12 protein-coding genes and 1 pseudogene are annotated in these 13,631 nt (G+C 56.7%); 6 read left to right on the forward strand and 7 right to left on the reverse strand.

Going from position 1 to position 13,631, the window contains the following annotated elements:
* Positions 1 to 450 precede the first annotated feature (450 nt).
* Positions 451 to 870, forward strand: a complete 420-nt coding sequence (gene trxC, locus Pla52o_RS10475; RefSeq protein ID WP_146594531.1) for a thioredoxin TrxC — start codon at positions 451 to 453, stop codon at positions 868 to 870.
* 81 nt (positions 871 to 951) lie between these two features.
* Here the strand turns inward: trxC and Pla52o_RS26815 are convergent, their stop codons facing one another.
* The 4 genes from Pla52o_RS26815 to Pla52o_RS10490 all read right to left on the reverse strand — a co-directional run bounded on the left by Pla52o_RS26815 (position 952) and on the right by Pla52o_RS10490 (position 3,556).
* Positions 952 to 1,167, reverse strand: coding sequence for a hypothetical protein (locus Pla52o_RS26815; RefSeq protein ID WP_197169150.1), 216 nt, complete (start codon positions 1,165 to 1,167; stop codon positions 952 to 954).
* A gap of 44 nt (positions 1,168 to 1,211) precedes the next feature.
* Positions 1,212 to 1,505: a hypothetical protein gene (locus tag Pla52o_RS26820; protein ID WP_197169151.1), complete on the reverse strand. Its 294-nt coding sequence runs from the start codon at positions 1,503 to 1,505 to the stop codon at positions 1,212 to 1,214.
* 233 nt (positions 1,506 to 1,738) lie between these two features.
* Positions 1,739 to 2,800: an NAD-dependent epimerase/dehydratase family protein gene (locus Pla52o_RS10485; protein WP_146594532.1), complete on the reverse strand. Its 1,062-nt coding sequence runs from the start codon at positions 2,798 to 2,800 to the stop codon at positions 1,739 to 1,741.
* 570 nt (positions 2,801 to 3,370) lie between these two features.
* Positions 3,371 to 3,556, reverse strand: coding sequence for a hypothetical protein (locus Pla52o_RS10490; protein ID WP_146594533.1), 186 nt, complete (start codon positions 3,554 to 3,556; stop codon positions 3,371 to 3,373).
* Positions 3,557 to 3,931: 375 nt separating this feature from the next.
* Between Pla52o_RS10490 and Pla52o_RS26825 the strand changes: the two genes are divergently transcribed.
* The 5 genes and pseudogenes from Pla52o_RS26825 (at position 3,932) to Pla52o_RS10500 (ending at position 7,902) form a co-directional block, all read left to right on the forward strand.
* Positions 3,932 to 4,444, forward strand: a complete 513-nt coding sequence (locus Pla52o_RS26825; protein WP_197169152.1) for a DUF3417 domain-containing protein — start codon at positions 3,932 to 3,934, stop codon at positions 4,442 to 4,444.
* Between the two features lie 33 nt (positions 4,445 to 4,477).
* Positions 4,478 to 5,017, forward strand: a complete 540-nt coding sequence (gene glgP, locus Pla52o_RS26830) for an alpha-glucan family phosphorylase (protein ID WP_197169153.1) — start codon at positions 4,478 to 4,480, stop codon at positions 5,015 to 5,017.
* On the forward strand, positions 4,971 to 5,288 hold the full coding sequence (locus Pla52o_RS26835) for a hypothetical protein (RefSeq protein ID WP_197169154.1): 318 nt from the start codon (positions 4,971 to 4,973) through the stop codon (positions 5,286 to 5,288). Before glgP ends, Pla52o_RS26835 begins: the two co-directional genes overlap by 47 nt.
* Positions 5,285 to 5,446 (forward strand): hypothetical protein, encoded by a 162-nt coding sequence (locus tag Pla52o_RS26840; protein ID WP_197169155.1) that lies wholly within the window; start codon positions 5,285 to 5,287, stop codon positions 5,444 to 5,446. The genes Pla52o_RS26835 and Pla52o_RS26840 overlap by 4 nt, the downstream gene beginning before the upstream one ends.
* Before the next feature lie 101 nt (positions 5,447 to 5,547).
* Positions 5,548 to 7,902, forward strand: a pseudogene (locus Pla52o_RS10500) (phosphoketolase family protein).
* Between the two features lie 193 nt (positions 7,903 to 8,095).
* On the opposite strand, the gene Pla52o_RS10505 reads toward Pla52o_RS10500, so the two are convergent.
* The 3 genes from Pla52o_RS10505 to Pla52o_RS10515 form a co-directional block, all read right to left on the reverse strand.
* Positions 8,096 to 8,425, reverse strand: coding sequence for a hypothetical protein (locus Pla52o_RS10505; protein WP_146594534.1), 330 nt, complete (start codon positions 8,423 to 8,425; stop codon positions 8,096 to 8,098).
* A 212-nt stretch (positions 8,426 to 8,637) separates the two neighbouring features.
* Positions 8,638 to 10,140: an aldehyde dehydrogenase family protein gene (locus tag Pla52o_RS10510; protein ID WP_146594535.1), complete on the reverse strand. Its 1,503-nt coding sequence runs from the start codon at positions 10,138 to 10,140 to the stop codon at positions 8,638 to 8,640.
* Between the two features lie 335 nt (positions 10,141 to 10,475).
* Positions 10,476 to 13,517, reverse strand: coding sequence for a VWA domain-containing protein (locus Pla52o_RS10515; protein ID WP_146594536.1), 3,042 nt, complete (start codon positions 13,515 to 13,517; stop codon positions 10,476 to 10,478).
* Positions 13,518 to 13,631 lie beyond the last annotated feature (114 nt).

Genomic DNA, 13,631 nt, shown 5'->3' on the forward strand with positions numbered 1-13,631 from the left:
AGTGAAAGTCGCGGCGGACCAAAGCAAACGCAGATCTGGCCCCTCGAATCATAACAACGCAACCCCAATGCCGAAACGAACACGTCGGAGGTTTACGATTGCATTGCCACAAGCGGTGGTGGACATCGGCGGGCACTGTGCACCTACGCACGACACCAATCAGATTGTGACTGTTTCTCGCATTTCACGCCGCGGTTGAAACCGGATTACCAACGGCATCGAACCGGGGTTGCATCGCGGACCATAAGCCGAGCGAATTGTGTCAACATCCCCCTTTGCTGGCACCGCGTTTGCACGGCACGTGGATTTACCCCACGGACTGCCATCGATGGGTGACCAGCGGGGCAAGTGGAAATGGGCTTGCTAAGCTTCATTGCATCGGTCGTTGGCGCCGCAGTGAAGCGAAGCTTTCGTGGCTAGCGACGAACCAAGCAACAAGGAATTTCAATCGTGAATCTGGTCTGCTCTAAATGTGCCGCGGTGAATCGCGTGCCCGAGTCAAAGACACATGACAAGCCCGTTTGCGGCAAGTGCAAACAACCGCTGCTGCCGACGCAACCGGTCGATTTGAGTGAAGACCAATTTGCAAAATTCATTGCCCGTACCGATGTCCCGGTGCTGGTCGATTTCTGGGCTCCGTGGTGTGGTCCTTGTCGGATGATGGCACCGGATTTTGCAAAGGCAGCCGAAACGCTATCGCCTCGCATCATTCTTGCCAAACTGAATACGGAAGCCGCTCCACAAACGGCGTCTCGGTTTTCCATCTCCGGCATCCCCACGATGATTCTGTTCAAGGCCGGAGCTGAGGTCGCGCGTCAGTCGGGGGCGATTGACATGCAACAAATCGTGGCGTTCGCGAGCCGCAGTTAGCTCAAACACCACGTCGCGGTCTTGCGGTCGCTGCGGTGCATTGGGTTCACCCTCAATCCAAAGATCGTAACTCCAAAATTTTTAAGTTGCGTTCACGACGATACTGCCGTCGGGGTGGTTGTCGGGCGTCGTGTTTTCCTCGTAGCGAAATTCTGCTGCCGATTTAGGGGGGTGAACTTTGCACCCACCGTCGCCTACGACATCGAGATTCTCCGCGGCATGGTCAAGGCACGGCACGCCGCCAGGATCGAGGTCATCTTGGTTGTCGCCTACAACCACACCTGCGAAGGCGATCATCGCGGACCGAGTTACAGTTTCAAGGGCATCGACAGCAGTTCGGCCTACATGATGACCGGCAACCGAACTCGCCGTTTGCGGACTACAGCGGCACCGGAAACACGCTGCACACGGCCAATCGAGCCATCCGCCGACACATCGTCGATAGCCTGCGTTTCTGGGACACCCAAATGCACGTCGGCGGGTTTCGTTTCTACTTGGCTTCCGTGTTTACGCGGAACTCGGACGGTTCCATCAATCTGAGCGTCCCACCCATCATCAGCGAAACCGGCACCGAGGCTCAACTTACGAACAATCGATTGATTGCCGAGCCCTGAGACGCTGATGGCCAATTCCAACTCGGCTCAAAGTTTCCTAGGCAACGTTGGATGCAACGGATCATCGCGTTTCGAAAAACGCATCCATTGATCAGCCGATCGCGGTTTTGGCGAGACGACGCTAAATGGTATGGAGCCAACCACGCGAAATCGTGAATGCGCCCGCTACGTGGTCCAGCCTCACTCGGTGGTGGTACTGAGCTCGTAGCGGAAAAACGTAAGCAAACGGTTCCCCCCCTCGCTAAACCGGCTTACTAAGAAACCGTTGGGTGACGCTTCTTCCATGCGGGTTGCATCTGTCGCGGTGCCTGTAGCCATCCTTGCTGGACGTACCACTGCGTGGTTTGCGCTAGCCGTTGTTGCAACGAATAGTCTGGGGTAAAGCCGGTATCGCGATTCAGAGCCGCCGCGGTGCAAGTCCACGATCCGGCGGTCGCCTCGCGAGCCTTGTCCCAGTTGAGGACATGAGGTCGCCGCACGATTTGTGAAACCAATTCATTCACCGCAGCAATCGCCCACACCGCTGATTTAGGACTGCGGATAACCCAGGCATGGTAGCGGCCGAGTGTACGGCCAATCATCCGGCCAAGCTCGGCATAGGTGGGATTCTCTTCGTCGGTAGCGAAGTAGACGCCCTGAGCATCGTCGGGGTTGGTCGTCACGCGGAGTCCCCGACTTGAAGCCAAAATCAAGGCCTTAGCCAAGTCTTCGGCGTGGATCACCGAAACGCGATCCTCATCAAACCCTGGGGCCAAATGGAAGCCAAATTTCGCGATCGTTTTGAACATTTCCAAGCCATTGGGATCCCCTTGCCCCAACACGATCGGCGGTCGCACAATCGTCGTGGGCACCTCCCCTGCGAACCGCATCGCGGCGCGCTCTCCGGCGAGCTTGCTGCGGCCGTAATCGGAAACCGGTTTGCATGCCTCTGCTTCGCTGCGCGGCTGATCGCCCAAACTCGGGCCGGCGGCGGCCAATGAGGAAACGACCGTTAAAATGGGGGCGCGGTCGATTTCGCTACAACATGCTGCGACATTGGCCACCCCCTGCTCATTGACCTTAGCGTAGTCCTTCGTTCGAAGGCACTTGGTTACGCCGGCGAGGTGATAAACCACATCGACTCCGTCCAGGGCGCGATGAATCGAGTTGCGATCACTGACATCGCCAACCGCAAAACGAGGGTGAAACGCTTCCAATTGACTGCGATCGGAATGCTCACGGACGAGACAGGTGACATCATGTCCACGTCGCATCAGATCGCGAACCAAGTGTGTGCCAATGAACCCCGTCGCTCCCGTCACTAATGCATGTGTCATGATCTACCTAACGATAGTAGTATTCCATTCAATGATTTCTATAGGTACCAGTGTTCCAGCTTGGCTCCAAAGCTGACTTGGCTCCACAGCTGACGCAAAATACGTACCGTTCAACGGACGCACCTTTCGGGCGACATCACCCTTTAAGAAAGGGGTTGCCCTATCGCTCGAAGGTAGTCAACTCGCACCGCCGTAACCGCCCCCCGATGGGTCGGTTCGTAAATGGGTACAACAGGACGCAGTCGATCGCTCGCATTACGGTGGCGATCAAGCTGAGCGGTCTCTGACCGCTTGGAATCATCCCGGGGGGGGGGGAGGCAGGTGGGACAACTGAGCGACGCGAGTTGCAATCATGCCGCCGAGCTGGCCCTAGAGTTTAGTTCCCTATCGCTTGCTTTGTCGCACTTTTCCCCGATTTCGAGCCATCTTGAGCCGTCGACGATAGGGACAGTAACACCTTTACCGCTTCGATTAGCGCTGCAGGATGTGATGGGGTTGCAACCAGGTGCGGTCCTCGTCACTCCCGCGGTAATATCGTGGGGATTAATGTCAATCGCATCGCGGGGCCCATCACGTGGATGCTTCGAGATTTGGATTGAAGAAATACCGCAGGAGCATGTCGGTCATGCATCCGCTGGATTGCCAACCGATCGGGATCATCAATGAACACAAAATAAAACCCGAGTGGTCGCCTCGCACCATCGCAAAGTATTCTTGCCGGCCGATCAAACCGCGACAAGCTCGGTAGTGGCACAAGGCACCTCGGTCACGGCTGGATCACGTCGGTGTCCACGTTTCGCCTCAGCTTTGCAACTCGGATCCCAAGACCACGAGCCACCACCGCGATCACATGTTTTAACACGAGAAGCGGAGGCGTCGATCATATCCGCACACCGCAATCGTCCCAGTGTGCGTCGCTACGCGACGTGGTCGAGAAAAACTCGCTGATCCAGAACTGGATCAACGTTTGCGTTTGCGAGTGTCAACTTCCTCCACCCCCTTCCGCTGCCTTGCGTTGAATCGCGTGGACTGCGTTGAATCGCGTGGACTGCGTTGAATCGCGTGGACTGCGTTGAATCGCGTGGACTGCGTTGAATCGCGTGGACTTGGCAAACCGTTTTTTGGCAAATCATGTACGATCCTAAGCGAGCGGTTCATCCTCTCTACACCCTGCTTCCCACCGAGATCGAAGGCTTTGAATCGTTGGCGGAGTTGGCCCTAGACCAACGGTCGTCTTGGAATCATGCCACCGATGATGTTTGGCGAGCGTTGGACGCGAACCTATGGGAGATTACACAGAATCCTTGGGTCGTATTGCAAACCGCTTCGCGCGAGCGCAGCGAACATTTGCTCGGCGACTCTCGTTTTCGCGAAAAGGTGGACGCCTTGGTCAAAGCCCGTCGGCAAGCGGTCCAAACACCCGCGTGGTTCCCGCAGCACCATCCCAACTCGCCGCTGACGTGTGCGGTCTATTTCAGTATGGAGTTCATGCTTAGCGAAGCCTTGCCGATCTATTCCGGCGGATTGGGCAATGTCGCGGGCGATCAACTCAAAGCGTCGAGTGACTTGGGCATCCCCGTCGTCGGCGTTGGCGACGAATATCGATCAAGTCTCAGATGCCAAGCTTTGGAAGTTTCCCATTGAATCGAGCAAGGCGTTGGTCGATTATCACATGAATTGGCCGCTGCGGGCGAGGATCTCGACGAAGTCGAAGCAGCCAAGCATCGGCTCGATCCTCATGTTTTGACGCTTGGATTCGCGCGCCGTTTCGCCACTTACAAACGTCCCAATTTGCTGCTACATGATCCGCAGCGACTTCTGCGATTATTGAGCGATCCCGAGCGTCCGGTGCAATTAGTCCTGGCCGGCAAGGCTCATCCCGCCGACCAAGCGGGACAAGACATGATCCGCAGTTGGCTGCAACTTTGTGCTCAACCGGTCGCCCGACAACACGTGATCTTTCTGAGCGATTACGACGTGCGGATGGCGGAACATTTGGTCCAAGGGGTTGATGTGTGGATCAACACCCCTCAGCGGCCGTGGGAGGCGAGTGGCACCAGTGGCATGAAGGTGTTGGTCAATGGCGGCTTGAACCTTTCCGAGTTAGATGGTTGGTGGGCGAAAGCGTATACGCCCGAAGTCGGTTGCGCACTGGGCGATGGCCAAGAGCATGGCGACGCTGACACCTCGTTATTCGGCAATTCGCAGCGTGTGTGAATACACCGAGCAACACGATGTGCCCGCCGCGATCGCCTATCGCGAACGGGCGGCGTTCAACGGCGTACTGGGCACTCGCATCATCCTTTGGGAACACTCGCTTAAAGAAAAATGGAGCTTGCTGAGGTTCGGCAAGCTGCAAATCGAATCCGCCGGTGATGAACACGAATTCACCGTCGAGGTGTTCCTCGATGGACTCGATCCCAGTTTTGTGCAGGTCGAGTTGTACGCGGATCCGATCGAAGATGAGGCACACTTTGTCGAACCATGATTCGCCTCGAAGCGGAATCCAGCGAATCACACTGGGGCACCTACCGCATCAAAGTTCAAGCCACCCGCCCCGCCGCCGACTATACGCCTCGCATCGTTCCGCTTCATCTCGGTGTCGCGACCCCGCTGGAACTCAATCTCATTTGTTGGCAACGGTGAAGTGGGAACGCATGGGGACGGCACCGATTGTGTAATGGAAAACAAACCACTCTGTAAACTCGCTCGACCACTCTCAAGGAAATACGGTGATGACCGCGTTGATGAAGTCGACCACCCTGACATCCGAACTACTCGACAAGATCGACGCCTATTGGCGTGCCGCGAACTACTTGTCGGTAGGACAAATTTATCTCCGCGACTAACCTGCTGCTTAAGCGTCCTTTGCAGGTCGCAGATATCAAAGCGATGCTGTTGGGGCACTGGGGCACTACGCCAGGCCAGAATTTTATTTACGCCCATTTAAATCGCGTGATCAAGTAATACGACCTCGATATGATCTACGTTTCGGGTCCTGGACATGGCGGACCGGCGGTCGTCGCCAATACGTATCTCGAAGGTTCGTATAGCGAGATCTATCCCCATATCAGTCAAGATGAAGCCGGTTTGCAAAAGCTGTTTAAGCAGTTTTCCTTTCCTGGAGGGATCCCCAGCCACGCCTCTCCCGAGTGCCCTGGATCGATTCACGAGGGGGGCGAGTTGGGTTATTCGCTCAGCCATGCGTTCGGCGCGGTGTTCGATAACCCCGAGCTGATCGAGGCCTGTGTGGTCGGCGATGGCGAAGCGCAAACGGGTCCCCTGGCCACCGCATGGCACTCCAACAAATTCCTCAATCCGGCCCAAGATGGCGTGGTGCTGCCGATCCTTCATCTGAATGGTTACAAGATCGCCACCCCGACCGTCTCGGCGCGGATCGAGCACGAGGAACTTGAGCAACTCCTTCGCGGGTATGGATGGACCCTTACTTTGTCGAGGGTGACGACCCTCGGCGGATGCACGAAGCGATGGCGACGACGCTCGACCGAGTGATCCAACAAATCCAACAGATTCAACGCAGTGCACGCGACCATGGTCATCTGACGCGACCGCGTTGGCCGATGATCGTGCTCCAGACACCGAAGGGATGGACGGGTCCGAAGAAGATCGATGGCGTCAAAAACGAAGGGACAATTCGTTCGCACCAAGTCCCCTTGTCTCACCCCGCGACTCATCCCGAGCACTTGCAACCATTGGAAGATTGGTTGCAGAGCTACCGGCCGCAAGAGTTGTTTGACGAAGCGGGGCGATTCAAAGCTGAACTGGCCGAGCTCGCTCCACGTGGGAATCGCCGCATGGGCGCAAATCCGCATGCCAATGGTGGTGCCCTGCTGCGTGATTTGAAGACGCCCGATTTCCGCGACTTCGCCGTCGAGGTGCCGGAACCAGGAATCCAAGGCATCGGGGACACCCATGTGCTCGGTCGCTTTATCCGCGATGTGACTCAAATGAACGATGAGCAGCGAAACTTTCGCCTGTTTGGCCCCGACGAAACCGCGTCCAATGGCCTCGAAGCCGTCTTTGATGTGACATCGCGTCAATGGGATGCTCGCACGAGCCCGGATGATCAGTTCCTTGCACCCGCGGGACGCGTCGTCGAAATGCTCAGTGAACATCAATGCGAAGGCTGGCTCGAAGGATACTTATTGACCGGACGTCATGGATTGTTCAATTGTTATGAGGCGTTCATCCACATCATCGATTCGATGTTCAATCAACATGCCAAATGGCTCAAGGTGACGGCGAAATTGCCATGGCGTCACAAAATCGCATCGTTGAACTATTTGTTGGCATCCCACGTTTGGCGACAAGACCACAATGGATTCTCGCATCAAGATCCTGGCTTCATTGACCATGTCGTCAATAAGAAGGCCGAGATTGTGCGTGTCTATCTGCCACCGGACGCGAACTGTTTACTGGCGGTGATGGACCACTGCTTACGTCGTCGCCATTACGTCAACGTCGTCGTCGCCGGCAAACATCCGGCGTCACAATGGTTGACGATGGATGCCGCCGGAGAGCATTGTCGCAATGGGATTGGCGTTTGGCAGTGGGCCAGTAACGATCAAAGGTCGCACCCCGATGTCGTCATGGCCTGCTGTGGCGATGTGCCGACCTTAGAAACATTGGCGGCGGTATCGATCATGCGAACGCATCTACCCGAATTGTAAATCCGCGTCGTCAACGTCGTCGACTTGATGAAGTTGCAACCGCATTCGGAGCATCCACACGGGCTGAGCGATCGTGACTTCGATGCCCTCTTTACTAAAGACAAACCGGTGATTTTTGCCTTTCACGCCTACCCATGGTTGATCCACCGACTGACCTATCGCCGCACCAACCACGGTGGCTTTCACGTGCGTGGTTACAAAGAAGAAGGGACGATCACGACGCCGTTTGACATGACGGTACTGAACGATCTCGACCGCTTCCATTTGGTGATGGATAGGATCGACCGTCTGCCGCAAACCGGCGAGAGGGGGACGGAGCTAAAACACCAACTCGCTGAAAAGTTGATCCAACACAAACGCTACATCAACGACCATGGCCAGGACATGCCTGAAATCCGCGATTGGAAATAGGAACATTCTCCGCAATAGCTCGGTGGCCGCTGCCGCCCCCTCGGTGGCGGCAATGTGCAGAGCAACGAAGCAGAGCAACTGGTCGGGGCATCTGGTCGGGGCAACTGAGCCAGACCAAGATGGTCGAGTAAACCAGATGGCGTTCCTACCGTGCTGAGGTTTATCGGTCAGGATGCTTACGCGTGGAGGGAACTTACGCGTGGCCGTGACTAAAGGACGGAGGATCGCTGGCGGGGAAACTTTCGTCCAGCGTTTCGTCGAGCATCTCTTCCTCGTGCAGAACCTTCGCTTCGTATGCAGTGTCGGCATCGCATTTTTGTTGCCAACCGATGGCGAGCCTGGACGCCTCCGCCGTGCTCTGAAGCAATTCCGAGTAGGTTTGGGGCGGATCCTGATTCGCAAACGTTTCGGCCTGCTGAAGGAAATCGGCTTTCTCTACGTCGTTCTCGGCAATCGCTTCGGCACAGCGGCGGACGCGGTCGCATAGCTGGCCCCATTCGGCTTGAGTAAACGAGTTATTCATTTTTGAACCTTTCATTTCGTGGTGTCGTCACGTTTGAAGTGGTGCAAAAAGTAGACCAACGAGCGAGAAATCCTCTCGATCTCGATTCGATCAAGGGTTACGCTAGGCGGGATCACGTTGCGATATCGAGCCAACCGGCCTCAACGGCCCGCCGCACACCGACCGGGCCAACCGTATCGATCGTCACAAGGGGGCGAGAGGATTCGTTGCCGCTACAAACTCACGCAAACGGACTTGGTTTGCAGGTAGTTTTCCAAAACCGCGTGCCCCATCTCGCGGCCCCAACCCGATTGTTTGTAACCGCCGAAGGGTAAGGCGGCATCAAACACGCTGTAACAGTTGATCCACACCGAACCGGCTTTGACCGATTTGGCAAATCGATGTGCTTTGGAAATGTCACGGGTCCAAACGCCGGCGGCCAATCCATAGGCAGTGTTATTTGCTTTTCGGACCAACTCGGCATCGTCGCTAAACGGCATCGCAGCGACGACGGGGCCAAAGATTTCTTCGCGCACCACCGACATTTCCTCGGTGGCGTGCTTGAGCACCGTGGGCTGGACAAAATAGCCGGGGCGATCCAGTGCCGATCCGCCCGCGGAGGCCTCGGCGCCTTGGTCGACGCCGGCCTTCAAGTAACCGGTCACCCGATTGAACTGTTCACGCGAAACCAGCGGCCCCATTTGCGTCGCAGCATCAAAGCCGCTACCGACCTGCAAACTTTTGGCGATCTCGCTGACCCCTGCGACCACCTGTTCGTAAACCCCTTGCTGAACGAACAACCGCGACCCCGCACTACAAACCTCTCCTTGGTTAAAGAAGATTGCATCCGCGGCACCCGCGATCGCGGCATCTAGATCGGCGTCGTCATAGATCACATTGGGACTCTTGCCGCCCAATTCCAAACTGACACGTTTCAAATTGCCTGTCGCCGCATTGATGATCAACTTGCCCACCTCGGTTGAACCGGTGAACGCAACTTTGTCAATTTGCTCATGCGATGCGATCGCAGCTCCTGCAGTTTCACCAAAACCGGTGACGATGTTGACAACCCCATCGGGGATGCCGGCTTGTTGGATCAATTCACCCAATCGCAGCGCCGACAACGGGGTTTGCTCAGCTGGTTTCAAAATCACCGTGCAACCGGTGGTCAAAGCGGGAGCCAACTTCCAAGCGGCCATTAAGAGCGGAAAGTTCCAAGGGATGATTTGCCCGACGACGCCTACCGGTTCTTTCAACGTGAACGCATGAAACTCGGCATCGGGAGCAAACGGCAAACGTATCGGAATCGTATTGCCCTCGATCTTGGTCGCCCAACCGGCCATGTAGCGGAACATCTCGGCCGCCAAGGCCACGTCGGCGGCTTTGGCCACGGCAAACGGTTTGCCGTTATCGAGCGTCTCGAGTTGTGCCAACTCATCGGCATGTTCATCGATCAATTCGCCGATCCGCCAAATCAATCGCGCACGCTCGGCGCCGCCCATCTTGGACCAAGGCCCCCGATCAAACGCGTGGCGCGCCGCAGCGACCGCCAACTCGACGTCCGCAGCCTCTCCCTCGGCGACTTGGGCAATCACTTGGTCGGTGGCCGGATCGTAAACGTCGAACTGCTTGCCACTCTTGGCCTCGACCCAGTTACCGCCGATCAACATCTTTTTGGGAGAGCGGAGAAAGGGTTGAAGCGACTCGGGGATGGGTGAGTTGGTTGCGGTAGACACGGGACACTCCTTCGGTAAGTGAATCAAACAACAGGGCTAGCTTTCCACTAGGCGGTGAATGGATTGGATTGATTCGGGCGCCGACACGATTCCAGATATTTCGTAACCCGAAGCGTAAACGAGGGACGCATCGTGGAGTCCCTCGCTTACGCGTCGGGTTATGATTTTAACAGGCTACACCATTAAAATAAAAAGCCGAAACGCTTTACTGAGCAAGAGGTTAAGACGCGTTGGATGGTTTGGATGCAATTTCGGACACTCGTCGACCAAACGACTCTATCTCTATTGAATGCCACCCTCGCCTCTTTGGCAAGTCTTTTCCACTCTCCCACTCCTCACTCACCTTTCTCCCGCTTCGCTCGTCGCTTGGCTTCCAACAGACGCTCGGTATAGCTCGGCCCCTCGGCTTCGTTGGGGGCGGCGGCGTTCGACTTCGCCTCGCTTCTCGGTTCTTGGGTTCTCAATCCACGGATCGTTGACTCATCGACCGCAGTACCTTCGCTTTGGGTCGCTTCAAATCGCACGCTGGCCTTTCGCCGCTGGAGCGAATCGCCGAGCGAGTCTTTGCTTTTTTGGAGGGCATCGAGTCGGGCGGTCGCCGTCGTCTCACGCTGTCCCGGTTGGCCACGTAAGCGAGCGATGGCACGTCCCATCCAATCGAAATTAATCGCAACACGTCGCACAAAGACATCGCCCAAAAACAATCCACAGCTCACCAAGACGAACCAGGGCCAGGCATCGCGGAAGCTTCGCGCCAGTGCCAATCCGCCTCGAAAGGCGTTGGTATTGACCAACGTTTCGCTGACTTGGTCATCCAATGGCACCGTCACCTCCCCCGCATCGCCGCCGCGTGGCTTCAGCGTCGCTAAGGATTGCATCAATGCACGATTCGTTTCACGCACGCGAAACTCGTCGCTGTAAGGAACGGTTACACCGGTGGTCAGCGGCGACGCTCCAGGTCCTGGGACAACGTTAACGAAATAGCTGCCCGTTTCGTCTGCGGCAAACGAGCCGACATAGCGACCCGGCGCGGTTTGACGCATCCGCAATGGAACCGGTTTCAAATTGGGATCGAGTGCCGAAGCATTCATCTCCAAAAAGTTTAAAAAGGAATCGTCTTGGTTCAAGGCATTGACGACCACTTGGACTTCGCCATCGCGGACATGGGTGGCGATCGAAAATTTGCCCGTATCGCCGGTGGGTCTCATCAACCAACGGACCAATTGGGCATAGAACTTGTCATAGCCACCCCACTCGTTCCAATCGGCAGCCCAGCGTGCTCCCGCGTCGGTCGTCAACACGGCAGTGCGTCCGAGCCCATAGGTCCAGACCGCCAAGATGGTCGCATTCTCAGGCGAATCGGGCTTAGGCGATTGAATCAACACCTGTGCCAGCGGGCTGTCCTTGGTTTGCGTCAAAACAAATCCATTGATGTTCGGCAACACGCGATCGACCCCGTCGAGCACCGCGTGCGGGAAGATCACTTGCGGAGTGGCTCCTCCGGGCGGTTCGAAGACCAAAGGCCGCGAGACTCGCCGCGCTTCACGTTGGAAGATTCGCGGCAGCGCTTTGCCGCTTCGCGCTTCGTAGTACTTACCGCCGGTGTCTTGGGCGATCTTGCGCAGCCGTGCACTCTCGGTCAAACCGTGCGACGCGACCGCCACGGTGCTGATCGTAATGTTGTTGGTTTTGAAAGCGTTGACCGTTGCGGGCAACGGATCGCTGGGGTCGCCATCGCTAATGATGATACAGTGCTTCGTGGAGGCGGGCGTCCGCGTCAAGCCAGCCACGGCCATCCGCATGGCGGGATCGAATTGCGGCATATCGCCTGGCGTCATGCGTCCGATCGCGGTCAACATCGCTTTGCGGTTCGGGCCGACCTCGAGCAATCCGTTGCGACCTCCCCACAGCCACGCATCGCCATTCATGGTCCAGTGCAACACGCCGGCGTAATCGGCTGGCCCGAGTTGTTCGACCGCCGCCCGCGCGATCACCTTTTGCCAATGGTTGCCCTCAGCCATCTCGCTGGCGTGCATGATACAGGCCAAGGCTCCGACCGCTTGGATTTTGCTGTTACGGATTTTGAAATCGACCGGCATCGCCTTTTCAATTTCTGTCCCCGACCAACCACCCGCACCGAACGCCTCGGGGCCGCCGATCATCAACAATCCCGCCCCGAGTTGCTGTGTGTTGCGAACGAGCATCTCGATCTGCTCATCCGTGAACGAGGACAGTTTTTCGTCGCTGTCACCGGCGGCTCGGGGAACGCCCGCCAAGATCACCGCGTCGTACGCTTGCAACTCCGCTAACGAATCGAACAAGGCGTCACTAGACTGTTTCACCACCTCGATGTTTGCATCACGAAGCGAGTCGGTCATCAAATCAAAGTCCCCCAAGCGGGCCTTGTCTTCGATCAGCAACACCCGTCCTTTGCCGCGGACGTAGGTGTAAGCCGTGGCAGTATTGTTTTGGCGAAGGCCATCATCATCGACCGAATTGGGAACAAACTCGGCCTCGTACGTGTAGCCCGCCGGTTGCTCGATTTGGTGTCGCAGCGGGAAGACGTTTTTGCCGGGATCAAGCCTGACCGGCTGTTCAAGCAACAACGATTCTTGACCGCCCACCTTTTGCTTGACTCGCAACTTGCCCTGTACCGGATCGCTGGCCCCCGCGTCGGCATAGCTACTGATCACAATCCTTGCTTCGAACGGTTGTCCTTTGCGGATATTGTCGGGCAGATCGATCTTTTCGACGAGCACTTCGCTCTTGGCATCGATGATCACCGGCACCACATCGATCCCAATCCCGGCCTCGGTCGCCCGCGCAGCCAATTTGCGTGCTTGGCCAATGTTCTCGTTGCCATCGGTCACGATCACAATGCGACGAGACGTGTCTTCGGGCATCGACGCTTGAGCCAAATTCAAAGCCGCTTCCAAGTTCGTCGCGTCGGTGCGGTCGCCTAAACTTTCGAGTCGACGTAGCGGAGGAATATCATCGTCAAACGGCGGGATCTCAATCGACGCATCGCGTCCAAACACGACGATCCCCGCACGATCTTCGCGGCCGCCGTCACGATGTCGCCGCACGTTGCTGATCACATAGTCGAGCATCACTTGGCGTTTGACTCGCGGGATGCTCTCGGATTGGTCGAGCAAGTACATCACCGTCACCCGATCGCTAACCCAAACCAGTTGCACACCGGCAAGTGCCAGCACGATGCCGGTCCAAACCACACTGCGAAACAGTAACGCGAAGGCTCGGCGGTACCGCCCTAAGGCGGCCAGCGATGAAAACCCAAACCACCACAGCAGTGGTAACAGCAACAACAGCCATAGGTAGCCGGGTTGGTCAAAGCCGAGTCGAGTGGGAAACATCATGATGCAGATCGTCTACCGCGGATCAGTCCGCTTTCTCGATTGTGGGTAACCGGATTTGCGTTGGTATTGCCAACCCAACTCTCCGGAGTTTCAGTTTTCCGCGACTCAAGCAAC

Origin of the sequence: Novipirellula galeiformis (assembly GCF_007860095.1) — a bacterium.
In the GTDB taxonomy this organism is placed as follows: domain Bacteria; phylum Planctomycetota; class Planctomycetia; order Pirellulales; family Pirellulaceae; genus Novipirellula; species Novipirellula galeiformis.

Coding starts and splice junctions, on each gene's coding strand:
- Pla52o_RS10505 (WP_146594534.1), bottom strand. CDS start 8,425: ATGAATAACTCGTTTACTCAAGCCGAATGGGGCCAGCTATGCGACCGC.
- Pla52o_RS26835 (WP_197169154.1), top strand. CDS start 4,971: ATGGCGACGCTGACACCTCGTTATTCGGCAATTCGCAGCGTGTGTGAA.
- Pla52o_RS26840 (WP_197169155.1), top strand. CDS start 5,285: ATGATTCGCCTCGAAGCGGAATCCAGCGAATCACACTGGGGCACCTAC.
- Pla52o_RS10515 (WP_146594536.1), bottom strand. CDS start 13,517: ATGATGTTTCCCACTCGACTCGGCTTTGACCAACCCGGCTACCTATGG.
- Pla52o_RS26825 (WP_197169152.1), top strand. CDS start 3,932: ATGTACGATCCTAAGCGAGCGGTTCATCCTCTCTACACCCTGCTTCCC.
- Pla52o_RS10485 (WP_146594532.1), bottom strand. CDS start 2,800: ATGACACATGCATTAGTGACGGGAGCGACGGGGTTCATTGGCACACAC.
- Pla52o_RS26815 (WP_197169150.1), bottom strand. CDS start 1,167: ATGATCGCCTTCGCAGGTGTGGTTGTAGGCGACAACCAAGATGACCTC.